Origin of the sequence: Pseudomonas sp. GL-B-12, assembly GCF_019955895.1 — a bacterium.
Taxonomy (GTDB): Bacteria; Pseudomonadota; Gammaproteobacteria; order Pseudomonadales; family Pseudomonadaceae; genus Aquipseudomonas.
Genome location: NZ_JAHBCX010000002.1, coordinates 58187 through 84136 on the forward strand (window position 1 = coordinate 58187; position 25950 = coordinate 84136).

A 25950-nucleotide genomic window follows, 5' to 3' on the forward strand; every position below is an offset into this window, starting at 1 on the left:
TCGAGGTGCGCCTTTCGCGAGCAAGCCCGCTCCCACAGTTGATCTGCGAATACAGGTCACATTGTGGGAGCGGGCTTGCTCGCGAAGGCGTCAGTCAAGACACCACAAGACTCAGAGCGAAATCGGCTTACGCCCGGCAAACGAATGCGCCAGCGTCCCGCCATCCACCAGTTCCAGCTCACCACCCAGTGGTACGCCGTGGGCGATGCGCGAGGCGATCAGGCCTTTGTTGCTGAGCAATTGGGCGATGTAGTGCGCTGTGGCTTCACCTTCCACGGTCGGGTTGGTGGCCAGGATGACTTCGGCGAATGTGCCGGCCTCTTCGATCCGCGCCATCAACTGGGGAATGCCGATGGCTTCCGGCCCCAAGCCGTCGAGCGGCGACAGATGCCCCTTGAGCACGAAATAGCGCCCGCGAAAACCGGTCTGCTCCACCGCATAGACGTCCATCGGGCCTTCCACCACGCAGAGCAAGGTGTCGTCGCGACGGGTATCGGCGCATTGCGGGCAAAGATCATCTTCCGTCAGCGTACGGCACAAGCGGCAGTGACCGACCCCTTCCATGGCCTGGCTCAGGGCCAGCGCCAGTCGCGAGCCGCCGCTGCGGTCGCGTTCGAGCAACTGCAACGCCATGCGCTGGGCGGTTTTCTGACCCACGCCGGGCAGAATTCGCAGGGCGTCGATCAGTTGGCGAATCAAAGGGCTGAAGCTCATGGTGGAAAAGTCCGACAAAACAACGAGACGCGGTTTATACCCGCGCCTCGGTTGAGCGTCAAATTGCAGCGTCAATTACTCAGTCCCGGGAAACCCGAACCACCAGCTTGCCGAAGTTGCGCCCTTCCAGCATGCCGATGAACGCATCAGGCGCCTGTTCCAGGCCATCGACCACGTCTTCGCGGAACTTCACCTTGCCATCGCGTACCCAGGGCGCCATGGCACTGAGGAATTCCGGCTGGCGATCGCCATAGTCATCGAACACGATGAAGCCCTGGATGCGCACCCGCTTGGTCAACAGGGTGCGCTGCAACAGCGGCAGGCGATCCGGGCCGCTCGGCGCTTCATAGGCGTTATAAGAGGCAATCAGGCCGCAGAGTGGAATCCGCGCCTTGGAATTGAGCAATGGCACCACGGCGTCGAATACCTTGCCGCCGACGTTTTCGTAGTAGATGTCGACCCCCTTGCCACAGGCCTTGGCCAGTTCATCGGCAAAATCCGGGCTCCTGTGGTCGATGCAGGCATCGAAGCCCAGTTCTTCGACGACATAGCGGCACTTGTTCGCACCACCCGCCACACCGACCACGTGCAGGCCCTTGATCTTCGCCACCTGGCCGACCACCGAGCCCACCGCCCCGGACGCCGCTGCAACCACCAGGGTTTCGCCGGCCTTGGGCTGGCCGATGTCCATCAGGCCCATGTACGCAGTCATGCCCGGCATCCCCAGCACCCCGAGGGCCATCGACGCACTTGGCAACCCCGACGGCACCGGGATGATGCTGCGACCGTCATTGATGCTGTGGCTTTGCCAACCGGTGGCACCGACCACCAGATCACCTTCCTGAAACTTCGGATTGAGCGACCGCTCGACCCGGCTGACAGCGCCCCCGGTCATGACTTCGCCGATTTCCACTGGCGCGGCGTAGGAAGGTGCGTCACTCATGCGTCCGCGCATGTAGGGGTCCAGCGACAGGAAAACGGTCTTGAGCAGCACCTGACCGTCGGCCAGGTCCGGCAGCGCCACCCGCTCCATGCGGAAGTTTTCCGGCGTTGGCGCGCCCACCGGGCGAGAAGCCAGGACAATGCGTTGATTGAGGGTCATGGTGTCGGACATGGCAGCGTCTCCTGTGATCGATGGGGTTCAGTGATATAGGGAGCAGACCTTTGTGGCGGTATGGCGTTCGATGTGTTTTCAGTTACACCGGGGTGAATTCTTCGCGACTTCACAGGCACCGCATCCCTGTCAGCCAGAAACAAAAATGCCAGGCGCTATGCCTGGCATTTTTGTAACTCATCTGCCGCCTGAAGGCGAATCAGAATGGCAGTTTCATGCCCGGCGGCAGTTGCATGCCGGCAGTCATGCTGCCCATTTTGTCCTGGCTGTTGGCTTCGATCTTGCGCACGGCATCGTTGACCGCGGATGCGATGACCGCTTCCAGCATTTCCTTGTCGTCTTCGCTCATACCTTCAACCAGGCTCGGGTCGATGGTCACGCTCTTGACGTCATGACGACCGGTCATCACCACGGTGACCATATCGCCACCGGCCTTACCGGTGACTTCGGCGTTGGCCAGTTCTTCCTGCATCTTGGCCATTTTTTCCTGCATCTGCTGCGCCTGCTTCATCAGGCCGGCCATGCCACCTTTCATCATGGTAATCACCTCAAAAGTACTTGGATTAAAACAGCACCCGGCCCATGTGGCCGAGCGCCTTGCGTTATTAGCCCTGAGCGACCAGGGCGTCGACAGGTTCAATAGTATCGTTACGGACTACCGCACCGAACTGCTGCATCATTTGCTGGATGAACGGATCACCGTGGATCGATTCCTCCGCCTCGCGCTGACGGTTGGCGCGGCGGCGCGAAGCCGCTTGTGCCGGGGTTTCCTGCTCGGGCTTGATCAACTCGATGCTCAGGGTCAGCGTGCGCTGGTGATACTGGTTCAGCGCATCGTTGAGGCGACGCTGTTGAGTGGCGTTGAACAAGGCACTGTGGGCCGGGTCCAGGTGCATCAGCCAATTGTCGCCATCCACCGCGATCAGCGTGCAGTTGGCGGCGATGCTGCCGGTCATGCCGGAGATCGGCAATTTCGGGAACAGCTCCAGCCATTGCAGGGCCAGACCGGTGGCCGGCATCGCTGCGGGCTCAGGCTCGGGCTCCGGAGCCGGGTCGGCGGCATGCTCGCTGGCCAGCTCGTCGAGGTAACTGTAGGCCGAATCCATGTCCGGCTCGATGTAATCCTCGTCCAGCGGCGGCTCGTCATCCAGGTCCATGCCCGGCGTCGCGGCATCGACGTCGGCCACCGATGGTTCCGGGATCGGCGCGGCGGCCCACTCCGGGGCGTCCGGCACCACGCTGTCCGGCGTCGGCAACGGCATCGGTGGTAATTCGGGTTGTTCGCTGGCGGTTTCCAGCAGCGGCTCCACTGCCGGTTGCTGAACGGGCGCTGGCTCGACCGGGTCATTCCACGGCAGGTCGACAACCTCTTCGACTACGACCGCTTCAACCACAGGCACAGGCGCAGGTTCTGGCACAACGACCGGCGCAACCGGTTCCGGTGCAGGCGCTGGAGCCGCCACTGGCGCGGCTGCTACCGGAGCAACGGCCGCAGCGACTACCGGCACAACCACCGGCGCGGCAGCCACTGAGTTTGCGGAATCAACTGTGGCCTGGCTGATCCCCACTGGCTTTAGCGGTTGCCTCGGGGCGTCCGCGGTGTCTGCGGGCCGGAACGCCAGCATCCGCAGCAACACCATTTCAAATCCGCCCCGGGGATCCGGCGCCAGCGGCAGGTCGCGGCGGCCGATCAGGCCCATCTGGTAGTAGAACTGCACGTCTTCGGCCGGCAAGGCCTGGGCCAGTGCCAGCACGCGATCACGGTCGCCGTGACCGTTATCGACACCTTCCGGCAAGGCCTGGGCGATGGCGACGCGGTGCAGCACATTGAGAATTTCCGAAAGCACGCCGTTCCAATCCGGGCCTTGTTCGGCCAGGTGGCGGACGGCTTCGAGCAACGCCTTGGCATCGCCTTCGATCAGCGCATGCAGGACGTCGTAGACCTGCCCGTGATCGAGGGTCCCGAGCATCGCCCGCACGTCGGCGGCCATGACCTTGCCCTCTCCGAAGGCAATCGCCTGGTCGGTCAGGCTCATGGCGTCACGCATCGACCCGTCGGCGGCACGCCCCAGCAACCACAGTGCATCGTCTTCGAACGGCACGTTCTCGACACCCAACACGTGGGTCAAGTGCTCGACTACCCTTTCTGGCGTCATGTTCTTCAGGGAGAACTGCAGGCACCGCGACAGAATTGTTGCCGGAAGTTTCTGCGGATCAGTGGTCGCCAGGATGAACTTGACGTAGGGTGGCGGCTCTTCGAGGGTTTTGAGCAGTGCGTTGAAGGAATGGCTGGAGAGCATGTGCACTTCGTCGATCAGGTAGACCTTGAAGCGCCCGCGGCTCGGGGCGTACTGCACGTTGTCGAGCAATTCGCGGGTATCTTCGACCTTGGTGCGGCTCGCGGCGTCGATCTCGATCAGGTCGACAAAGCGGCCTTCATCGATTTCGCGGCACACCGAACACTCGCCACAGGGGGTCGAAGTGATACCTGTCTCGCAGTTAAGGCATTTGGCAATGATCCGCGCGATGGTGGTCTTGCCGACCCCACGGGTACCGGTAAAGAGGTAGGCGTGGTGCAGCCGCTGGCTGTCCAAGGCATTGATCAGAGCCTTGAGCACATGGGTCTGGCCGACCATTTCGCGGAACGAGCGCGGACGCCATTTACGTGCAAGAACCTGATAACTCATCGAAAACCGTCGCAGCGAAGGAAGCAGAAGCGGCTAATGCTAGCGGAGCAAGGGACAAATTGCATCCGGTGCGCTCGTGTATTCTGGCTAAGCTGCACATCGGGGGCTTTTAACGGAGTGTTTATGCGGCTGGCCTTGGGGGCATTGCTGTTGATCAGCCTGGACAGCGTGGCTGCGCAAGCACCGCTGCGCTTCGTGATAACCGACAGCTGGAGCATGCCCATGGTGCAGCTTGAACAGGGTAAACCGACCCAGGGCATCCTGTATGACGTGATGCTCAGTCTCGCGACCCAGGTCGGCGTGCCGGCCGAATTCCATGTATTGCCCCGCGCACGAGTGCAAAACGCCATGGAGCAAGGCGAGGTCGATGTCCGCTGTTATGCCGCGCAATCGTGGCTGCCCAATCAGTCTGGCGATTATCTCTGGAGCATCCCGCTCTTCACCCAACCTGACGTGTTGATCACCCGGCAAGCACCGTCCACCGCAGTCAAACCCGCCGACTTGCCGCAACAGTCCATTGGCACCGTGCTGGGTTACAGCTACCCGACCCTGCAGCCGCTGTTCGACGCCGGCCAACTGTATCGCGACGACGCACGCAATCAGGAACAAGTGCTGGAAAAACTCCTGGCCGGCCGCAATCGCTATGCCGTCAGTAATCAATGGAGCCTGAACTGGTTCAATCAGCGCCTGCTGCCAGAGCAACAACTGCACAGCGTGTCGGTGCTGCAGGAGCAGAATGTCGGCTGCTACGTGCGCAACGACCCGCAAGTGCCGGTGCAGCGCATTCTGCGCACCCTGGTTCGGATGAAGATGTCCGGGGAGATCGATCAGATTGTCCGGCTGTATATCGGTGGCGAGCCTGCGGCTGTGGATAAATCGGAAACGACAAAAAACCACCCCGGACAAGATCCTGGCAGCTAGCGAAAGTCTGATTTCAGAAAGATAACGCGAGAGAACACTCGCGTGGCGTTAAGGTGGTAACCCCACCAGCCACACCCCGGCACACAATGTCACCGCTGCGGCTGCTCCCTTCCAGGCCTGACCGGGTTCACGGTTGATCGTTGCGGGGGGACCGATGGGGTCACCATAACGACGCTCACCTGTCGGCGAGCCGCGCCATTGTACCTATCTGAGGCGAAGTTACAACCGTTGGTTTCGGATTAAAAATATGAGGGGGTTCAAGCACTTGCTATTGCGCCTCAAGCACCTCATGCGCCCTGCCGCCCTCCTGCTGAATCACCAGATGGATAAAGTGCAGCTTGGCAATGACGGCTGGCGGCAGGACGAACGGATAGAAATCCGGCTGCCCCATGCTGCGTGATAGCTCATTGAGCATGCCAGCCAGTTCGATCCAGGCGTTGACGAACGACAGGAACGCCGCGCCGCCGGGGCGCTGTGGATCGTAGAGGGTATCCAACGGAAACGGCTGATAGTCGAAGTCCATTTCCCGGGCACTCATGCCAAAGCCCAGTGCGGTATCCACCGCATCCATCATGTGCAGGTAATGCGCCCAGGTTTCAGCCCAGTCTTCCCACGGGTGCATGGTGGCGTAGGCGCTGACGTAGTGCTGCTGCCAGTCGAGCGGCGCGCCTTGTTGATAATGCTGTTCGAGGGAGTCGGCATAACTGATGCGTTCATCGCCAAACAATCCGCGAAAAGGCTCAAGCCATTGGCTATTGGCGATCAATTGGTCCCAGTAGTAGTGCCCGACTTCGTGACGAAAATGCCCGAGCAACGTGCGATAGGGTTCGTGCATTTGCACCCGTACCTGTTCGCGGTGGGCATCGTCCGCCTCCTTGATATCGAGGGTGATCAAGCCGTTCGCATGGCCGGTGGTCGGTGTTTTTCCGTCAAGGTCCACGCCGATGAAATCGAAGGCAAGGCCTATCTCTTCATCGACGGTCTTGGGAATTACCTGCAACCCCAGGCTGAGCAATTGCGCGACCAGACGCCGTTTGGCGGTTTCCACCTTGCGCCAGCGCTCGTGGTTGTCGTCTAACGACAGGTCAGGAATGGTGCGATTGAGGCTGCAGGCAATGCACAAGACGTCATGGTCATTGGCAGGCAGCAACCAATTACAGGCCGCCGGGGAGTCGAGGTTGGCGCAGCGTCGAAACAGGCCAGCCCCCGGATCGACATCAAGCTGCCAGGTGCCCGCTTGCACACCCGGTTGCAGCGCAGACAGGCGACTCTGCTCCGGCTGATAACCCAACGCCGCCGAACAGGCCAGGCACTGGCTGTTGCGAAAGAACAGGGACTGCCCGCAACGACAGTGCCAGACCTTGCTGTTGCGCGAGCTTTCGCCCATGAACGGCGCGGCGATGCGCGAGCTGAGCTGCTCGAAGAACGGGTACATGGCGATCTCTCCCTGAGGCTTGCAGAGACTAGATCATTCTTGCTCGCACATCGTTCCGCTTTTTTGTGGTGAGGGAGCTTGCTCCCGTTCGCCTGCGTAGCAGGCGCCAGAACTATAGGGACCGCTTCGCGCTCCAGCGGGAGCAAGCTCCCTCGCCACAGGTTCTCCGGCTAGATCGGGATGTTGTGATCCTTCAGGAACACCACAAACGCCTCTTCATCCAGCACCTTCAGCCCCAGCTCATTGGCCTTGGTCAACTTCGAACCGGCACCGGGCCCTGCGACCACGCAATGGGTCTTGGCCGACACAGAGCCCGCTACCTTGGCCCCAAGGCTTTCGAGTTTGTCCTTGGCGATATCGCGGCTCATCAGCTCCAGCGAGCCGGTCAGCACCCAGGTCTGCCCGGCCAGCGGCAAGCCTTCGACGACCTTCTTCTCGCTCTGCCAATGCATGCCGAAATCAGCCAGTTGCTTCTCCGCCGCTTCGGCCAATTGGCGATTGTCCTCGACCGCAAAAAACTCGCGCACCGAATTGGCCTGTTTTTCCGGCAGTGCCTGGCGCATATCCAGCCAGTCAGCACCGATAACCGCCTGCAGCGAGCCGAATTTATCCGCCAGTTTCTGCGCCCCGCCCGGACCAACCGACGGAATATGCAACTTGTCGAGGAAACCACCCAGTGTGGTGCTCGCCGAAAACTCGGCACCCAACTCGCCCTGATCCTGAATCTGCATGCCGTGTTTGAGCAAATCAGCGATCACCTGCTGGTTATGCGCGTCCTTGAAGAAGCTGTGGATTTCGTACGCGACTTCCAGCCCGACGTCCGGCAAGTACGTCAGCACCTGCGGCAGAGCCTGCTGCACCCGCTCCAGCGAACCCAGGGAGCGAGCCAGGACCTTGGCCGTCTCCTCGCCGACATCGGGAATCCCGAGGGCGTAGATGAACCGTGCCAGGCCCGGCTTCTTGCTGTCTTCGATGGCGCCGAGCAGGTTCTTGCTCGACAGTTCGGCAAAGCCTTCCAGATCGACGATCTGCTCGAAGGTCAGGGCGTACAGATCGGCCGGCGAGCTCACCAGGCCTTCGTCGACCAGTTGCTCAACGCTCTTCTCACCCAGGCCTTCGATGTCCATGGCGCGACGGGAAACGAAGTGAATGATCGCCTGCTTGAGCTGCGCACCGCAGGCCAGACGACCGACGCAGCGATACACCGCACCTTCGCTGACCGTCTCGCGGCCCTTGCTGCGTTTGATCAGCTGCGTGCGCTCGACATGGGAACCGCACACCGGGCACTGCTCGGGAATCTGCACCGGCCGGGCGTTTTCCGGGCGACGCTCCATGACCACTTGCACCACTTGCGGAATCACGTCACCGGCGCGACGGATGATCACCGTGTCGCCGATCATCAGGCCCAGGCGTGCCACTTCATCCATGTTATGCAATGTGGCGTTGGCCACCGTGACACCGGCGACCTTGACCGGTTTCAGTCGCGCCACCGGCGTCACCGCCCCGGTGCGACCGACCTGGAACTCCACATCGAGCAGCTCGGTGAGTTCTTCCATCGCCGGGAATTTGTGGGCGATGGCCCAACGCGGCTCACGGGCGCGAAAACCCAGTTCGCGCTGGGAGGCAATGCTGTTGACCTTGAACACCACGCCGTCGATTTCATACGGCAGCGCGCTGCGACGCTCACCGATGTCGCGGTAGTAATCCAGGCACTCAGCGATGCCGTGCGCCAGTTTCAGCTCATGGCTGATCGGCATGCCCCAGGCCTGGAGTTGCTGCAAATTGCCGATGTGCGTATCGGCAATGTCCGCCGACACCTGGCCGATGCCGTAGCAGCAGAACTCCAGCGGACGATTGGCGGTGATCTTCGAATCCAGCTGACGCAAACTGCCCGCCGCTGCGTTGCGCGGGTTGGCGAAGGTCTTGCCGCCGACTTCCAGTTGCGTGGCGTTGAGCCGCTCGAAACCGGCCTTGGACATGAACACTTCGCCGCGCACTTCCAGAGTCGCCGGCCAGCCAGTACCGTGCAGCTTGAGCGGGATGTTGCGCACGGTGCGCACATTGACGCTGATGTCTTCGCCAGTGGTGCCATCGCCGCGGGTCGCGCCGCGCACCAGGACGCCATCCTGATACAGCAGGCTGACGGCCAAACCATCGAGCTTGGGTTCACAGCTGTACTCGACTGTCGCGCCGCCACCGAACAGGTCGCCGGCCGGCAGGTCCAGGCCTTCGGTCACCCGGCGGTCGAACTCACGCATGTCGGTTTCTTCGAAGGCGTTGCCGAGGCTGAGCATCGGCACTTCGTGACGCACCTGAGTAAACGCCGACAGCGCCGCGCTGCCCACTCGCTGGGTTGGCGAGTCGCTGGTGATCAGTTCGGGATTGGCCGCTTCCAGAGCCTTGAGCTCGTTGAACAAGCGGTCGTATTCGGCGTCCGGAATGCTCGGCTCGTCGAGCACGTGGTAACGATAGTTGTGCTGATCCAGCTCAGCGCGCAGCTCTAAAATACGGTTCTTGGCGGCGGTCATGGGTGTTCTCTCATAAAGCAAAAGAGCAGCCGAGGCTGCTCAATTTTTTAAATACAGTAGCTCAAGGCTATGGCCATTGTGGCGAGGGAGCTTGCTCCCGCTCGGTGGCGAAGCCGCCGTAAATCCTGCAATCGCGTTGAACCTGACACAACGAGGGGGATGGTTTTGGGGCTGCTTCGCAGCCCAGCGGGAGCAAGCTCCCTCGCCACAAGAGCTCGCTCCAACCTTTTCAATCAGCGCTTCTGGGTCAAGGCGCGACGTTCGAATTCCACGATGCGCTGACGGTAGTGCTCGATCGTCTGGGCGGTCAGTACGCTGCGCTGGTCGTCCTTCAGTTCGCCGTTGAGCTCCTGGGACAATTTACGCGCCGCTGCCACCATCACGTCGAAGGCTTGCTTCGGATGGCGAGGGCCTGGCAGACCCAGGAAGAAGCTCACCGCCGGAGTGCTGAAGTGGTCGATGTCATCCAGGTCGAATACGCCAGGCTTGACGGCGTTGGCCATGGAGAACAGCACTTCACCGTTGCCGGCCATGCTTTCGTGGCGATGGAAAATGTCCATTTCGCCGAAACGCAAACCGCTCTCCAGAATGTTCTGCAACAGCGCCGGGCCCTTGAAGCCGGCAGCGTCGCGGCAGATCACGCTGATCACCAGCACTTCTTCAGCTTGCGGTTGCTCTTTGTCGTTGACCGCTGGCGAAGCCTTGGTGTCATCCGGGAAATCGTCGTCGCGGCTGCTGAAGCTCGGGCCGCCGTCCAGATCCAGGCTGAGGTTCATGTCGCCCTGGGAAGGCTCGCCGTGGCCACGCTTGCCGCGCTTGGAGCCCGACTCGCGAGGCTCGCGGGCCGGCATGCTCACCGACGGCAGATCGTGCTCGTCCAGTTGCGGCTCTTTATGCGTGTCCAGCACGCGCGGCGGGCCCAGCAGTTCGGCGCTGGTGCTGCTGTCCTCGTCCGGCAGATTGGACAGACTTCGATCAAGACGGAACTTCAGTTTTCCCTTGCCGCCGCGCATACGGCGCCAGCCATCGAAAAGAATACCGGCAATGACAATAATGCCGATGACGATCAGCCACTCGCGCAGACCGATTTCCATGTAATCCCGTGCCTCTATAAAAAATGCTGAAAAATAAGGGGTTTACAACCTGCAAACCGCTTTAAAACGTGGCGCCAACTCTATGTTCTGACAGGCGTTTTGCCCACGTATACGAAAAATTGACATTAAACTAGCACGACCAAAGGCAACTTTACACCGTCTACCAAAATCGCTGCGCAAATTATGTCGATTTGCCATCTTCATTCCACCGATAGAGCGTCGTATGGCCCACACAGCTCAAGCTTCAAGCTTCAAGCTTCAAGCTTGCAGCTTGATGCTCGCCGCTAGGCGTCCACCATCGCCATCGCCTCCTCGACATCCACGGCCACCAGACGTGAACAACCGGGTTCGTGCATCGTCACACCCATCAGTTGTTCGGCCATTTCCATGGCGATCTTGTTGTGGGTGATATAGATGAACTGCACTGTCTGTGACATCTCTTTTACCAATCGCGCGTAGCGTCCAACGTTAGCGTCATCCAGTGGCGCGTCAACCTCATCGAGCATGCAGAACGGCGCCGGGTTCAATTTGAAGATCGCAAAAACCAGGGCCAATGCGGTCAGGGCTTTTTCGCCGCCGGAGAGCAAATGGATGGTGCTGTTCTTCTTTCCTGGCGGCTGCGCCATGATTGTTACCCCTGTATCGAGTAGATCTTCGCCCGTCAGTTCCAAATACGCGCGGCCTCCACCGAAAACTTTTGGGAAAAGCGCCTGTAAACCGCCATTGATCTGATCAAAGGTATCCTTGAAACGGTTACGGGTTTCCTTGTCGATCTTGCGAATCACGTTCTCAAGGGTATCGAGCGCTTCCACCAGATCGTCGTTCTGCGCATCCAGATAACGTTTACGTTCCGATTGTTGCTGGTACTCATCGATGGCCGCCAGGTTGATCGCGCCCAGGCGCTGGATCCTCGCAGCGATGCGCTCGAGTTCTTCCTCGGCATCCTTCTCGCTGGCCTCGGCGGTCAATGTTGCGAGTACGCCGTGGAGATCGTAGCCGTCTTCCAGCAATTGGTCCTGCAAGGTCTTGCGGCGCACGGTCAGGGCTTGCCATTCCATACGCTGGGTTTCGAGCTGACTGCGAATCAACTGGGATTGTTGTTCGGCCTGGCTGCGGCGCTTCTCGGCGTCGCGCAGTTCGCGGTCGGCGTCTTCGAGGGCGATCTGCGCGGTCTTGAGTTCTTCGTCGACGGTCATGCGCTTGTCGAGCAACTCCTCGAGCTTCAAACGCAGTTCTTCCAGCGGTGCTTCGCCCTCCTCCAGATTGAGGCTCAGTTGCTCGCGCTTTTCGGTCAGGCGCTCGGACTGCATCTCCAGTCGCTCCAGCGCCTGGCGCGTCGAATCGTGCTGGGCCTTGAGCGAGCCCAGACGCACCGCCAGCTGGTGGGCGTGATCCTTGTGCTGCCGTGCTTCCTGACGCACCCGGTCCAGACGCTCCCGCAGACTGTCGCGCTGGGCCAGCAGCAACTCACGCTGCTCGGTGTCCAGCGCCATGCTGTCGAGGGCTTCCTGCAATTGCAGGCGCGCTTCGCCGATGTTTTCGTGCTCCAGGGCCCGCTGTTCGTCCAGCTCGGTGAGCTCTTCGTCGAGGCGGGTGCGGCGCAGGGTCAATTGTTCGGCCTTGGCTTTGCCGGCGGACAATTGAGCCTTTAATTCACCTTGCTGACGCGCTTCGTCCTGCAGTAAACGGCGCAAATGTTCGCGGCCGTTCTCCTGCTGACGCTGCTGCGCCCTGAGATTCTGCAGTTGGGTTTCCAGGGTTTCGACGGCGGCTTCGCGCTCTTCGCGCTCAAGGCCCAGTTGCTGGATTTCCTGACCGCGAGCGAGCACGCCGCTTTCCGCTTCACTGGCCCGACGCACCCGCAGAAAATGCCGTCCGACCCAGTAACCGCAACGGCTGATCAGGCTCTGCCCGACAGCCAATTGATCCCGCAAGGCCAAGGCCTGTTCGAGACTGTCCACCGGCTTGACCTGCCCCAGCCATGGCGACAGATCGAGCTGCGCCTCGACCTTGTCCAGCAAGCTGCCCGGCACTCGTACGCCATCGCTGGCCGGGCTGAGCAAACGCAAGTCGCCCTGGGCAAACCCGGACAGATCGAAATCGTTGAAATCGTCCACCAGCACCGCTTGCAGGTCGGCGCCGAGCACGGTTTCCACCGCCAGTTCCCAACCGGCCTCAACCTTCAGGCCTTCGGCCAGGCGCGGGCGATTCGCAAGATTCTGTTCGCGCAGCCATTCAGCAGTGCCGGTGCCCGGATCGAGCGCAGCTTGCTGCAAGGCTTCGAGCGAAGCCAGTCGACCGTTGAGGCGCTGCAAATCACCCTGGGCCTGCTGTTGCGCCGACAGCGCCTGCTGCAGTTCCTGACGCAATTGCTCAAGCTTTTCGACCTGCGCTTCTTCGCTGGTCTGCAAATCCTCAAGGGTCGCTTCGGATTCCGCGAGCTGCTCGCTGAGCGCCATGATCGCTGCGTCTTCCGGGTCCGCCGAGAGCAAGGCACGTTCTTCGCCAAGACGCTTCTGGCGATCGGCCAGGCGCTCCAGGCTGGTTTCCAGCTGCTGGATCCGCGACTGCTGCACTTCGGCCTGACGGCGCGGCTCGGCGGCGGTGAGGTTGAACGTATCCCACTGTTCTTGCCAGCCGTGCATGGTGGTTTCGGATTCTTCCAGCGCGGCAGCGGCCTCTTCGGCGGCGGCGCTGGTGACTTCCTGCTCAGGGGTGAGCATGTCCAGCTCTTCGCCGAGGGTCAGCAACAGCGTGCGGTCGTGGCCCAGGTGCGATTCGGTTTCCAGGCGTGCGCGCTCGGCCTCTTTCAGGTCATCCTGCAACTGGCGCAAACGCTGCTGACCGTGCTGGATGCTCTGCTCGACCCGAGCAATGTCGCCACCGACCGAGTAGAAGCGCCCCTGCACCAGGTTGAAGCGTTCCGAGAGGTCGTGGTGTCCGTCACGCAGGCGCTCGATGCTTGCGTCGGCATTGCGCTGTTCGGCCACCAGGGCTTCGAAAGAAACTTCCTGGTTGCCGATGATCGCTTCACGCTGGCCGACCTGATCGTTCAGCGCCTGCCAGCGCAGGGCCGACAGCTGGGCCTTGAGCTGACGCTCCTCGCCCTTGAGTTCCTGATACTTCTTGGCGGCCTCGGCCTGGCGGTGCAAGCGTTCGAGCTGACGCTCAAGCTCTTCGCGCAGGTCAGTCAGGCGCTCAAGGTTTTCGTGGGTGCGGCGGATGCGGTTTTCCGTCTCGCGCCGGCGCTCCTTGTACTTGGAGATGCCTGCGGCTTCTTCGATGAAGTTACGCAGGTCTTCGGGCTTGGACTCGATCAGCTTGGAGATCATCCCCTGCTCGATGATCGAGTAGCTGCGCGGGCCAAGACCGGTGCCGAGGAAGATGTCGGTGATGTCACGGCGCCGGCATTTGGTGCCGTTGAGGTAGTAGGTGGTCTGGCTGTCGCGGGTCACTTTGCGGCGAATGGAGATTTCCGCATAAGCGGCGTACTCCCCGAGCAAGGTGCCGTCGGAGTTGTCGAACACCAGTTCGATGCTCGCCTGGCTCACCGGCTTGCGGCTGGTGGAGCCGTTGAAGATGACGTCGGTCATCGATTCGCCGCGCAGGTTCTTCGCCGAACTCTCGCCCATCACCCAGCGCACGGCGTCGATGATGTTCGACTTGCCGCAACCATTGGGCCCGACCACCGCCGCCATGTTACTGGGGAAGTTCACCGTGGTCGGGTCGACGAAGGACTTGAACCCCGCCAGTTTGATGCACTTGAGCCGCACCCTCAGGCGTCCGTCAGGGCAGAGATCACCAGATCGCAACTGCGCTGGGCGTAAGCCGTCAGCACCACGCGAATCTGCGCAAAGTCACGGGCCAGCACGGCAGCGAGCAAGCGTTCGAACAGTTCGAGGAATTCGCTCATCGACGCTTTGCGCTGGTCCAGCGCGAGGAAATACGCACGGCTCATGGCCGGCTGCAGATTCTCGACGGTTTCCTGCAAGTACGGGTTGTTGGCGAACGGGTACGCGGCGCGCATCACATTGAAGCTGTCATCGACGAAAGAGCGGATGTCCTGACGCTCGTAGCTGGCAGTCAGGCGTTGCTGGATCTGCACGAACGGCGCCATGTCGGCCTGGGTTTTCCAGCCGCTGGCCACCGAGTTACCGAGCAGAATATAGAGCTCGCTCATCAGCTTGCACAGGCTCTGCACCTTGTGCGGCGTGAGCTCGGTAACGTGGGCGCCACGTCGCGGCAGGATCGCGATCAGGTGCCGACGCTCAAGGATCAGCAAGGCCTCGCGGACCGAACCACGGCTGACGTTGAGGGCCAGCGTGACCTTCTGTTCCTGGATGCGCTCCCCGGGCTTCATTTCGCCGCGAATGATGCGTTCGGCGAGGTGGTGAGCGATTTGCTCGGCGAGGCTGTCCGGCGCCTTGAACGTCATGGTTGTCCTTCAAACTCTTTGATCTGTACAAGCGGCGCAGTGTAGCGCAATTGCTGCGTCAGGGCGGAGTGCCCGCCCGGAGGTTTTTTGGCACGATTCAAGCAAATTCAAGCAAAAAGGCAGGCTATCGAACCAACGACAATAATTAAGGAACAGGTGGTTAATCGACAAATTGCAGTTTCCTGACCTTTAAGTCAGAAAATCATTGACCGAAAAGTCAGACCTGCTAAATTCAGTTCCTATCGGTTAACAACAATAATGAGTCTGCGAGGCCTTCCGTGATCCAGTTTTTACTAAACCAGGAACTCCGTAGCGAGCACGCCCTGGACCCGAACCTGACCGTGCTCAATTATCTGCGCGACCATGTGGGCAAACCCGGCACCAAAGAAGGCTGCGCCAGCGGTGACTGCGGCGCCTGCACCGTGGTGGTCGGCGAATTGCAGACCGATGACGACGGTCGCGAACACATTCGCTATCGCAGCCTCAACTCGTGCCTGACCTTCGTGTCGTCCCTGCACGGCAAACAACTGATCAGCGTTGAAGACCTCAAGCACAAGGGTCAGCTGCACAGTGTGCAGAAAGCCATGGTCGAGTGCCACGGCTCGCAATGCGGCTTCTGTACCCCAGGCTTCGTGATGTCGCTGTTTGCCCTGCAAAAGAACAGCGATGCACCGGATCATGCCAAGGCCCACGAAGCACTGGCCGGCAATCTCTGCCGTTGCACCGGCTACCGGCCGATCCTGGAAGCTGCCGAGCAGTCCTGCTGCGCCAAGCAACCGGACCAGTTCGACGCCCGCGAGGCCGACACCATCGCGCGCCTCAAAGCGATTGCCCCGACCGATATCGGCGAACTCAACAGCGGTGACAAACGCTGCCTGGTGCCGCTGACCGTGGCCGACCTGGCCGATCTCTACGACGCTTATCCACAGGCCCGCCTGCTGGCTGGCGGTACCGACCTGGCGCTGGAAGTCACGCAGTTCCACCGCACCCTGCCGGTGATGATCTATGTCGGCAACGTCGCCGAGATGAAGCGCATCGAGCGTTTTGACGATCGCTTGGAAATCGGCGCCGCCACGGCCCTTTCCGATTGCTACGAGGCCTTGAACGCCGAGTACCCGGACTTCGGTGAATTGCTGCACCGCTTCGCCTCCTTGCAGATCCGCAACCAGGGCACCCTGGGCGGTAACATCGGCAACGCCTCGCCGATTGGTGACTCGCCGCCCCTGCTGATCGCCCTCGGCGCGCAAATCGTGCTGTGCAAAGGCGAAACCCGCCGTACCCTGGCACTGGAAGATTACTTCATCGATTACCGCGTCACTGCGCGCCAGGAAAGCGAGTTCATCGAGAAAATCATCGTGCCGCGCGCCAGCGTCGAAAAACTGTTCCGCGCCTACAAGATCTCCAAGCGCCTGGACGATGACATTTCTGCCGTGTGCGCCGCCTTCAACATTCGCCTGGAAAACGGCGTAGTCGCTGAAGCCCGCGTCGCTTTCGGCGGCATGGCGGCCATCCCGAAACGCGCCGCTGCCTGCGAAGCCGCGTTGCTCGGCTCGCCATTCAACAACGCTACCGTTGAACGCGCCTGCGCTGCCCTGGCCGAAGACTTCACGCCGCTCTCGGACTTCCGCGCCAGCAAGGAATATCGCCTGCTCAGCGCGCAGAACCTGCTGCGCAAATACTTCATCGAACTGCAAACACCGCACATCGAGACTCGGGTGACCGCTTATGTCTAATCATCACGCCGTAGAGAAGACCCAAGCCGAATTGGCTGAACTGTTCGCCAAGGACCTGACCACCGGTGTCGGCCGCAGCGTCAAGCACGACAGCGCCGCCAAACATGTGGCCGGTGAAGCGCAGTACATCGACGATCGCCTGGAGTTTCCGAACCAGTTGCACGTTTATGCGCGCATGTCGGACCGTGCCCACGCCCGGATCATCAGCATCGACACCGCGCCCTGCTACGCCTTCGAAGGCGTGCGCATCGCCATCACCCACGAAGACGTACCGGGCCTCAAAGACATCGGTCCGTTGCTGCCGGGCGATCCGCTGCTGGCCATCGATACCGTGCAATTCGTCGGTCAACCGGTGGTCGCCGTGGCGGCGAAAGACCTGGAAACCGCGCGCAAGGCGGCCATGGCCGCGATCATCGAATACGAAGACCTTGAGCCAGTGCTGGATGTCGTCGAAGCCCTGCGCAAGCGCCACTTCGTACTCGACAGCCACACCCACAAACGCGGCGATTCGGCCACGGCGCTTGCCACCGCCGAACATCGCATCCAGGGCACGCTGCACATCGGCGGCCAGGAACACTTCTACCTGGAAACCCAGATCTCTTCGGTGATGCCGACCGAAGACGGCGGCATGATCGTCTACTGCTCCACGCAAAACCCCACCGAAGTGCAGAAACTGGTGGCCGAAGTACTCGACGTGTCGATGAACAAGATCGTCGTCGACATGCGTCGCATGGGCGGTGGTTTCGGCGGCAAGGAAACCCAGGCGGCCAGCCCGGCGTGCCTGTGCGCGGTGATCGCACACCTCACCGGCCAACCGACCAAGATGCGTCTGCCACGGGTCGAAGACATGCTGATGACCGGCAAGCGTCACCCGTTCTACGTCGAGTACGACGTGGGCTTCGACAGCACTGGTCGCCTGCACGGCATCAACCTGGAGCTGGCCGGCAACTGCGGTTGCTCGCCTGACCTGTCGGCGTCGATCGTCGACCGCGCGATGTTCCATTCGGACAACTCGTACTACCTGGGCGATGCGACCATCAACGGTCACCGCTGCAAGACCAATACCGCGTCGAACACCGCCTACCGTGGTTTCGGCGGCCCGCAAGGCATGGTCGCCATCGAAGAAGTGATGGACGCCATCTCCCGCCATCTGGCCCTGGATCCTTTGGCCGTGCGCAAGGCCAACTACTACGGCAAGACCGAGCGCAACGTCACCCACTACTACCAGACCGTCGAGCACAACATGCTCGAAGAGATGACCGCCGAACTGGAAGAAAGCAGCCAGTACGCCGAGCGTCGCGAAGCGATCCGTCGCTACAACGCCAATAGCCCGATCCTGAAAAAAGGCCTGGCGCTGACCCCGGTGAAATTCGGCATTTCCTTCACCGCCAGCTTCCTCAACCAGGCCGGCGCGCTAGTGCACGTCTACACCGACGGCAGCATCCACCTCAACCACGGTGGCACCGAAATGGGCCAGGGCCTGAACACCAAGGTCGCGCAGGTGGTGGCCGAAGTGTTCCAGGTGGAAATGGACCGCGTGCAGATCACCGCGACCAACACCGACAAAGTACCGAACACCTCGCCAACCGCCGCTTCCAGCGGTGCCGACCTGAACGGCAAGGCCGCGCAGAACGCCGCCGAAACCATCAAGCAACGCCTGGTGGAATTTGCGGCTCGCCAGTACAAGGTCAGCGAAGAAGACGTGGAATTCCACAACGGCCACGTGCGGGTTCGCGATCACATCCTGACCTTCGAAGCACTGATCCAGCAGGCGTACTTCGCCCAGGTGTCGCTATCGAGCACCGGCTTCTACAAGACCCCGAAAATCTACTACGACCGCAGCCAGGCTCGCGGCCGTCCGTTCTACTACTTCGCCTTTGGCGCGGCGTGCTGCGAAGTGCTGGTCGACACCCTGACCGGCGAATACAAGATGCTGCGCACTGACATCCTCCACGACGTCGGCGCCTCGCTGAACCCGGCCATCGACATCGGTCAGGTCGAGGGCGGTTTCATCCAGGGCATGGGCTGGCTGACCATGGAAGAGCTGGTGTGGAACAACAAGGGCAAGCTGATGACCAACGGCCCGGCCAGCTACAAGATCCCGGCCGTGGCGGACATGCCGCTGGACCTGCGGGTGAAGCTGGTGGAAAACCGCAAGAACCCGGAAGACACGGTGTTCCACTCCAAGGCCGTGGGCGAGCCGCCGTTCATGCTCGGCATCGCCTCGTGGTGTGCGATCAAGGACGCCGTGGCGAGCCTGGGCGATTACAGGCATCAACCGAAAATCGACGCACCGGCGACCCCGGAGCGGGTGTTGTGGGGCTGTGAGCAGATGCGCCAGCTGAAGGCGGCGAAGGCTGTCGAGGCTGAGACCGAGTTGGCTTCGCTCTAAGACCGAAGTGCGGCCTTCGCGGGCAAGCCTCGCTCCTACAGGTTTTGCACAATCCTTGTAGGAGCGAGGCTTGCCCGCGAAGAGGCCGGTACAGACAACAGAGATGTTGAGGTGAAACATGTACAACTGGATCGACGCCCTCGCCGACCTGCAAAACCGGGGTGAGCCCTGCGTGCTGGTCACCATCATCGAAGAGCTCGGCTCGACGCCGCGCAACGCTGGCTCGAAGATGGTCATCAGCGCGAACCAGAGCTTCGACACCATCGGTGGCGGGCACCTGGAATACAAGGCCATGAAGATCGCCCGCGAGATGCTCGCCAGTGGCAAGCAGGACACCCATCTGGAGCGCTTCAGCCTCGGTGCCAGCCTCGGCCAGTGCTGCGGTGGTGCAACCGTTTTGCTGTTCGAACCGATGGGCCAGGTTCAGGCGCAGATCGCCGTGTTCGGTGCAGGCCACGTCGGCCGCGCCCTGGTGCCGCTGCTGGCCAGCCTGCCTTGCCGGGTGCGCTGGATCGATTCGCGGGAAGATGAATTCCCCGAGCAGATCCCCCATGGCGTACGCAAGATCGTCAGCGAAGAACCGGTGGATGAAATCGATGATCTGCCGGCCGGCAGCTATTGCATCGTGATGACCCACAACCATCAACTCGACCTCGAGCTGACCGCAGCGATCCTCAAGCGCAACGACTTCGCCTACTTCGGCCTGATCGGTTCGAAGACCAAACGGGTGAAGTTCGAACATCGCCTGCGCGACCGCGGTTTCGACAACAGCGTCGTGCAACGCATGCGCTGCCCGATGGGCATCGGCGAAGTCAAAGGCAAGTTGCCCGTGGAAATCGCCATCTCCATCGCCGGCGAGATCATCGCCACCTATAACGCGAACTTCGGCCAGCACACCGTCAGCGCCGGATCGATTGCCAAACTGCTGCCTGCGTCACGCCGCAGCCACGCTTCGAACTAAAGAGCCACAACTTGAGAACGCCCATGACTCTGACTCGCAAAGCTTACCGCGCCGCCATCCTGCACAGCATCGCCGACCCAGCCATCGTGGGCATCGAAGCCTCCTACGAGTATTTCGAAGACGGCCTGCTGGTTGTGGATAACGGCCAGATCAGCGCCCTGGGCCACGCCAGCGAACTGCTGCCGACCCTGCCGGCTGACGTCGAAATCACCCACTATCAGGACGCACTGATCACCCCCGGCTTCATCGACACCCACATCCACCTGCCGCAAACCGGCATGGTCGGCGCCTATGGCGAGCAATTGCTGGACTGGCTCAACACCTACACCTTCCCGTGCGAAAGCCAATTCGCCGACAAGGCCCACGCCGACCAGGTCGCGGACATTTTCATCAAGGAACTGTTGCGCAACGGCACCACCACTGCGCTGGTATTCGGCAGCGTGCACCCGCAATCGGTGAACTCGTTCTTCGAAGCCGCCGAGCAGCTCGACCTGCGGATGATCGCCGGCAAGGTGATGATGGACCGCAACGCCCCGGACTACCTGACCGACACCGCCGAATCCAGCTACATCGAAAGCAAGGCGCTGATCGAGCGCTGGCACGGCAAGGGTCGCCTGCACTACGCGGTCACCCCTCGCTTCGCACCGACCAGCACCCCGGAACAACTGACCCTCGCCGGCCAATTGCTGACCGAATACCCGGATCTGTACATGCAGACCCACATCAGCGAAAACCTCAAGGAAATCGAGTGGGTCAAGGAACTGTTCCCGGAGCGCAAGGGTTACCTGGACGTCTACGATCACTACCAGTTGCTCGGCGAGCGCTCAGTGTTCGCCCACGGCGTGCATCTGTGCGATGACGAGTGCGCGCGCCTGGCGGAAACCGGTTCGGCCATCTCATTCTGCCCGACCTCGAACTTCTTCCTCGGCAGCGGCCTGTTCAACCTGCCGATGGCCGAGAAGCACAAGCTCAATGTCGGCATCGGCACCGATGTGGGCGGTGGCACCAGTTTCTCGCTGCTGCAAACCCTCAACGAAGCCTACAAGGTCATGCAGCTGCAAGGTGCACGCCTGAGCCCGTTCAAGTCGCTGTACCTGGCCACCCTCGGCGGCGCCCGCGCACTGCGCCTGGAAAACAAGATCGGCAACCTGCAACCGGGCACCGACGCCGACTTCCTGGTGCTGGACTACAACGCTACGCCGCTGCTGGGCTATCGCCTGAAGCAGGCCAATAACATTGCCGAGACGTTGTTTGTGTTGATGACCCTGGGGGATGACCGGACTGTTCAGCAGACTTATGCGGCGGGGAATCTGGTGCATCAGCGCTAGTTTTCTCAAGACATAAAAAATCCCCCGCAATCATCAGATTCCGGGGGATTTTTTTGATCCTCTGTAGGAGCGAGCTTGCTCGCGAAGAACCCGAGAGCGCCGCAGCAATTCAAGCGCCCCGCGTTATCGTTCACGACCATCGTCGGAACGCCGCCCGGAGCAAGCTCGCTCCTACAGATCAGAGTTTCGCAGTCGACCGCCCAGGCTTCTTGGTCTGCAGTAAATGCGAGAACACCGCATGCAGATCATCCGACGCACTTTCCTCGTCGAGGTTGAGCTTGCTGTCGATGTGATCCATGTGGTGCATCATCAGGTCGACCGCCAGTTCAGCGTCGCGTTTTTCGATGGCGTCGATCAACTGGGTGTGCTCGTCGTAGGAGCAATGGGAACGGTTGCCGCTTTCGTACTGGGCGATGATCAACGACGTCTGGGACACCAGGCTGCGCTGGAAGCTGATCAGCGGCGCGTTTTTCGCCGCTTCGGCCAGTTTCAGGTGGAATTCGCCCGACAGGCGGATGCCGGCACCACGATCGCCACGGGAGAAGCTGTCGCGTTCGTCGTTGACCATCTGGCGCAATTCGGCAATCTGCTCGGCGGTCGCGTGCTGAACGGCCAGCTCGGTGATCGCTCGCTCCACCAGACGGCGGGCCATGAACACCTGGCGGGCTTCTTCGACGCTCGGGCTGGCGACCACGGCGCCGCGATTCGGACGCAGCAACACCACGCCTTCATGGGCCAGGCGCGACAAGGCGCGGCGAATGATGGTGCGGCTGACCCCGAAAATTTCCCCCAGCGCTTCTTCGCTCAACTTGGTGCCGGGCGCCAGACGCTGCTCGAGGATGGCCTCGAAGATATGCGCGTAGACAATATCGTCCTGGGTACCGCTGCGGCCGGCTTTGCCTGCTCGCGGTTGTTTCTTTAGGGGTTGCAACTGTTCGTTCATGGGCACTCGAGTCGGAAGAACTGCGGCGAATTGACCGCGACTGTAATACGGCACAGTGGGTCGCTGGCAAGTATCGCGTAAAAAACACTGCAATTGTACACAATGGAGGGTGGCAACACGACTGTACGGCTGAATGTTGCCTCGGCTGTATTGCAACGCCTGATTACTTTTGAGTTTAGGCTTGTTCGCAGAATCCGCCTTTTGACGTAATCCCTGTGGGAGCGGACATCTTCATCTGTAAAAGGAACACCACCGTCATGAACGACGCCACCCACACGCAAATCCGCCCGCTGGCCGACACCTCGCCCTCGGCCATCGTTGCCGGCTTCATCGCCATGATGACCGGCTACACCAGCTCCCTGGTGCTGATGTTCCAGGCCGGGCAAGCGGCGGGCCTGAGCAGCGGGCAGATTTCGTCGTGGATCTGGGCGATTTCCATCGGCATGGCGGTGTGCTCCATTGGCCTGTCACTGCGCTATCGCACGCCGATCACCATTGCCTGGTCGACCCCCGGCGCCGCGCTGCTGATCACCAGCCTGGGCGGCGTGAGCTACGGCGAAGCCATCGGCGCCTACATCACCTGCGCGGTGCTGGTGACGATTTGCGGGCTGACCGGCAGCTTCGAACGACTGATGAAAAAGATTCCGGCATCCCTGGCCGCCGCCCTGCTGGCGGGGATCCTGTTCAAGATCGGCAGCGAGATTTTCGTCGCGGCGCAACACCGCACCGCCCTGGTACTGGGGATGTTTGTCAGTTATCTGGTGGTCAAGCGCCTGTCGCCGCGCTACGCGGTGTTGGCAGCATTGCTGATCGGCACGGCATTGTCAGACTTCATGGGGCTGCTGGACTTCAGCGGTTTCCACCTGGAAGTGGCCACGCCGGTCTGGACCACGCCGCACTTCTCCCTGGCCGCGACCATCAGCATCGGCATCCCGCTGTTTGTCGTCGCCATGACCTCACAAAACATGCCCGGCATCGCCGTATTGCGCGCCGATGGTTACACGGTGCCAGCCTCGCCGCTGATCACCACCACCGGCATCGCCAGTTTGCTGTTGGCACCGTTCGGCTCCCACGGGATCAACCTGGCGGCGATCAGCGCAGCGATCTGCACCGGACCGCACGCCCATGAGGATCGAAACAAGCGCTACACCGCAGCCGTCTGGTGCGGGATTTTCTACGGGATCGCCGGCGTGTTCGGTGCGACGCTCGCGGCATTGTTCGCCGCGCTGCCCAAGGAACTGGTGCTGTCGATTGCGGCGCTGGCGCTGTTCGGCTCGATCATCAACGGCTTGAGCATCGCCATGAGCGAAGTGAAGGAACGTGAAGCGGCGCTGATCACCTTCATGGTCACGGCATCGGGGCTGACGCTGTTTTCCATCGGTTCGGCGTTCTGGGGGATTGTCGCGGGGGTAGTGACGCTGGTGATTCTGAACTGGCGCAAGGCCTGAAATACACAAAACCCGGGCATAAAAAAACGGCGACCCTTGGGTCGCCGTTTTTTTAGAACATCAAGCTACCGGATTGATCGGCTTTTCCGGGTACCAGACGTCCAGCAGCGGGCTGACTTCAACGCTGGTCAGCTCGGTGCGGCCTTTGAGCCAGGCTTCAACGGCAATGCGCTGTTCAGCGCTGACCGAGCCACGCTTCTGCAGGCAAACCAGACCGTAGTCGTCGCCGCCAACATAGCCCAGACCGTTGGCTTCCATGGCTTCTTTGAGGAACGCATCGAGGAAAGCATCAATGGCTTCATCAGCCAAATCTTCTTTGAAATCCAGGTTCAGTTCGAAACCCAGCTCTTGAAATTCATCGACGCACAGTTTTTTGCGCAGACGCTGGGAACGGTTAGTCGCCATTGGAACAATCCTCTTAAGTAATAACGGGCGGCACTTTAGCAGTTTAAGCCGCCGATTGCCTGACTCTCTGGGCCACCACGCCTACCGTCGGTAAAAAAATAGCCGATCAGAATGCCCGCGCACGGCACAAGCCGTGACACCTTGGGGCATAATGCCGACACTTTCATGACCATTGAGGGAATTTATCTCCATGCCCTCGTCTTTTTTCCCCTCGACTGTAGGGTTTTATTTCAGATGATCAAATCTTTGCGTCCATTGCTGCTGGCCGGTTTTCTTCTCCCCCTGGCCCTCTCCGTTTCCGCCGCTCCAATCAATACCGCGTTGTCGCCCAGCGTTGAAAAAGCCCTGAAAGCCAGCAAGTTGCAGGACAACGCCCTGTCGCTGGTGATGATCCCGCTCACCGGCCCCGGCACCCCGACGGTGTTCAACGCCGACGTGTCGGTCAACCCGGCGTCGACCATGAAACTGGTCACCACCTACGCGGCGCTGGAAATGCTCGGCCCGAACCACCAGTGGAAAACCGAGTTCTACACCGACGGCACCTTGAGTGGCGGCATTCTCAACGGCAACCTCTACCTCAAGGGTGGGGGCGATCCGAAGCTGAACATGGAAAAACTCTGGCTGCTGATGCGCGATCTGCGTGCCAACGGCGTCACCCAGGTCACCGGCGACCTGGTGCTGGACAAAACCTTCTTCATGCAACCGCAACTGCCGGAGTTCAATGACGACGGCAACGACGAGAACAAGCCGTTCCTGGTCAAACCCGACTCGCTGCTGGTCAACCTCAAGGCGCTGCGCTTCGTCGCGCGCAATGACTCGGGCAAGGTGCTGGTCTCGGTGGAGCCGCCGATTGCGACCATCCGCATCGACAACCAGGTCAAGGCCCTCAACTCCAAGCAATGCACCGGTGGCGTGCGCTACAACCCGGTGGCACAGGCCGATGGCAGCGTGACCGTGACGGTCGGCGGCCAACTGGGTGAAGGCTGCAGCTCGCAGACTTACCTGTCGCTGCTCGACCACGCGACCTACACCGCCGGCGCCGTCCGCGCGATCTGGAAGGAGCTGGGTGGCAGCATTCAGGGCAAGGATGTGCTGGCGCCAACTCCGAAAGACGCCAAGGTCCTGGCCCGGGCGTTCTCGCCGGACCTGGCGGAAATCATCCGCGACATCAACAAATACAGTAACAACACCATGGCCCAGCAGTTGTTCCTGAGCCTCGGCCAACGCTTCCGCACCGATGCCGATGGTGACGACGCCAAGGCCGCCCAGCGTGTCGTGCGCCAGTGGCTGGCGAAAAAGGGCATCACCGCGCCGCACCTGGTGATGGAGAACGGCTCCGGCCTGTCCCGTGCCGAGCGCGTCAGCGCCCGGGAAATGGCCTCGATGCTCGAAGCTGCGTGGCACAGCCCGTATGCCGCCGAGTACATCAGTTCGATGCCGATTGCCGGCACCGACGGCACCATGCGCAAACGCCTGAAGACCACTGCCATGCGCGGTGAAGCCCACGTCAAGACCGGCACCCTGAACACCGTGCGGGCGATTGCCGGTTTCAGTCGCGACGTCAACGGCAACACCTGGGCGGTGGTGGCGATCCTCAACGACAAGGCCCCGTTCGGCGCTTCGTCGGTGCTCGATCAGGTGCTGCTGGACCTGTACCGACAACCGAAAATGCCGCAGACGGCTTCGGTGTTGTAACCGGACCTAAAGAACACAGTTGATCCTTTGTGGGAGCGGGCTTGCTCGCGAAGACGGCGGCACATCCAACATCGATGTGACAGGCAAACCGCTTTCGCGAGCAAGCCCGCTCCCACA

General features: G+C 61.0%; 18 protein-coding genes and 1 other RNA gene. 7 read left to right on the forward strand and 12 right to left on the reverse strand.

Annotation, left to right across the window (positions count from 1 at the left end):
* Positions 1-111: 111 nt before the first annotated feature.
* The 4 genes from recR to dnaX all read right to left on the reverse strand — a co-directional run bounded on the left by recR (position 112) and on the right by dnaX (position 4515).
* Complete coding sequence (gene recR, locus KGA85_RS00980) at positions 112-714, reverse strand: recombination mediator RecR (RefSeq protein WP_223454894.1); 603 nt, start codon at positions 712-714, stop codon at positions 112-114.
* A gap of 79 nt (positions 715-793) precedes the next feature.
* Positions 794-1828 (reverse strand): NADP-dependent oxidoreductase, encoded by a 1035-nt coding sequence (locus tag KGA85_RS00985; protein WP_223454896.1) that lies wholly within the window; start codon positions 1826-1828, stop codon positions 794-796.
* Between the two features lie 199 nt (positions 1829-2027).
* On the reverse strand, positions 2028-2366 hold the full coding sequence (locus tag KGA85_RS00990; protein ID WP_007971455.1) for a YbaB/EbfC family nucleoid-associated protein: 339 nt from the start codon (positions 2364-2366) through the stop codon (positions 2028-2030).
* A 67-nt stretch (positions 2367-2433) separates the two neighbouring features.
* Positions 2434-4515 carry a DNA polymerase III subunit gamma/tau gene (dnaX, locus tag KGA85_RS00995; RefSeq protein ID WP_223454898.1) on the reverse strand — a complete coding sequence of 694 codons (2082 nt, stop codon included), beginning with the start codon at positions 4513-4515 and terminating at the stop codon, positions 2434-2436.
* Positions 4516-4638: 123 nt separating this feature from the next.
* Between dnaX and KGA85_RS01000 the strand changes: the two genes are divergently transcribed.
* Positions 4639-5436: a substrate-binding periplasmic protein gene (locus KGA85_RS01000; protein WP_223454899.1), complete on the forward strand. Its 798-nt coding sequence runs from the start codon at positions 4639-4641 to the stop codon at positions 5434-5436.
* A gap of 60 nt (positions 5437-5496) precedes the next feature.
* On the opposite strand, the gene ffs is transcribed toward KGA85_RS01000, so the two are convergent.
* The 6 genes from ffs to KGA85_RS01030 all read right to left on the reverse strand — a co-directional run bounded on the left by ffs (position 5497) and on the right by KGA85_RS01030 (position 14928).
* Positions 5497-5593, reverse strand: an RNA gene (ffs, locus tag KGA85_RS01005) — signal recognition particle sRNA small type.
* 111 nt (positions 5594-5704) lie between these two features.
* Positions 5705-6871, reverse strand: a complete 1167-nt coding sequence (locus tag KGA85_RS01010; RefSeq protein WP_223532560.1) for a putative zinc-binding metallopeptidase — start codon at positions 6869-6871, stop codon at positions 5705-5707.
* 170 nt (positions 6872-7041) lie between these two features.
* The gene (ligA, locus tag KGA85_RS01015; RefSeq protein WP_223542839.1) at positions 7042-9399 is read right to left on the reverse strand and encodes an NAD-dependent DNA ligase LigA; all 2358 of its coding nucleotides are present in this window, start codon (positions 9397-9399) and stop codon (positions 7042-7044) included.
* A 233-nt stretch (positions 9400-9632) separates the two neighbouring features.
* Positions 9633-10493 carry a cell division protein ZipA gene (gene zipA / locus KGA85_RS01020; protein ID WP_223454905.1) on the reverse strand — a complete coding sequence of 287 codons (861 nt, stop codon included), beginning with the start codon at positions 10491-10493 and terminating at the stop codon, positions 9633-9635.
* A 284-nt stretch (positions 10494-10777) separates the two neighbouring features.
* Positions 10778-14266 (reverse strand): chromosome segregation protein SMC, encoded by a 3489-nt coding sequence (gene smc / locus KGA85_RS01025; protein ID WP_223532556.1) that lies wholly within the window; start codon positions 14264-14266, stop codon positions 10778-10780.
* 2 nt (positions 14267-14268) lie between these two features.
* Positions 14269-14928, reverse strand: a complete 660-nt coding sequence (locus tag KGA85_RS01030) for a GntR family transcriptional regulator (protein ID WP_223454909.1) — start codon at positions 14926-14928, stop codon at positions 14269-14271.
* A gap of 278 nt (positions 14929-15206) precedes the next feature.
* On the opposite strand from KGA85_RS01030, the gene xdhA reads away from it, so the two are divergent.
* From xdhA to guaD, 4 genes are all read left to right on the forward strand, one after another.
* Complete coding sequence (gene xdhA / locus KGA85_RS01035) at positions 15207-16661, forward strand: xanthine dehydrogenase small subunit (RefSeq protein ID WP_223535020.1); 1455 nt, start codon at positions 15207-15209, stop codon at positions 16659-16661.
* Complete coding sequence (gene xdhB / locus KGA85_RS01040) at positions 16654-19053, forward strand: xanthine dehydrogenase molybdopterin binding subunit (protein ID WP_223535022.1); 2400 nt, start codon at positions 16654-16656, stop codon at positions 19051-19053. Before xdhA ends, xdhB begins: the two co-directional genes overlap by 8 nt.
* A 118-nt stretch (positions 19054-19171) precedes the next feature.
* The gene (gene xdhC, locus KGA85_RS01045) at positions 19172-20014 is read left to right on the forward strand and encodes a xanthine dehydrogenase accessory protein XdhC (protein WP_223454914.1); all 843 of its coding nucleotides are present in this window, start codon (positions 19172-19174) and stop codon (positions 20012-20014) included.
* Between the two features lie 23 nt (positions 20015-20037).
* On the forward strand, positions 20038-21342 hold the full coding sequence (gene guaD / locus KGA85_RS01050; protein WP_223454915.1) for a guanine deaminase: 1305 nt from the start codon (positions 20038-20040) through the stop codon (positions 21340-21342).
* A gap of 178 nt (positions 21343-21520) precedes the next feature.
* Here the strand turns inward: guaD and KGA85_RS01055 are convergent, their stop codons facing one another.
* Entirely contained in the window at positions 21521-22285 is a 765-nt protein-coding gene (locus tag KGA85_RS01055) for a GntR family transcriptional regulator (RefSeq protein WP_007993504.1), read from the reverse strand.
* 257 nt (positions 22286-22542) lie between these two features.
* Between KGA85_RS01055 and KGA85_RS01060 the strand changes: the two genes are divergently transcribed.
* Positions 22543-23733, forward strand: a complete 1191-nt coding sequence (locus KGA85_RS01060) for a benzoate/H(+) symporter BenE family transporter (RefSeq protein ID WP_223542840.1) — start codon at positions 22543-22545, stop codon at positions 23731-23733.
* Between the two features lie 60 nt (positions 23734-23793).
* On the opposite strand, the gene KGA85_RS01065 is transcribed toward KGA85_RS01060, so the two are convergent.
* Positions 23794-24138 carry a YggL family protein gene (locus KGA85_RS01065; protein WP_223454919.1) on the reverse strand — a complete coding sequence of 115 codons (345 nt, stop codon included), beginning with the start codon at positions 24136-24138 and terminating at the stop codon, positions 23794-23796.
* Between the two features lie 234 nt (positions 24139-24372).
* On the opposite strand from KGA85_RS01065, the gene dacB reads away from it, so the two are divergent.
* Entirely contained in the window at positions 24373-25833 is a 1461-nt protein-coding gene (dacB, locus tag KGA85_RS01070; protein WP_223454921.1) for a D-alanyl-D-alanine carboxypeptidase/D-alanyl-D-alanine-endopeptidase, read from the forward strand.
* Positions 25834-25950: the final 117 nt, after the last annotated feature.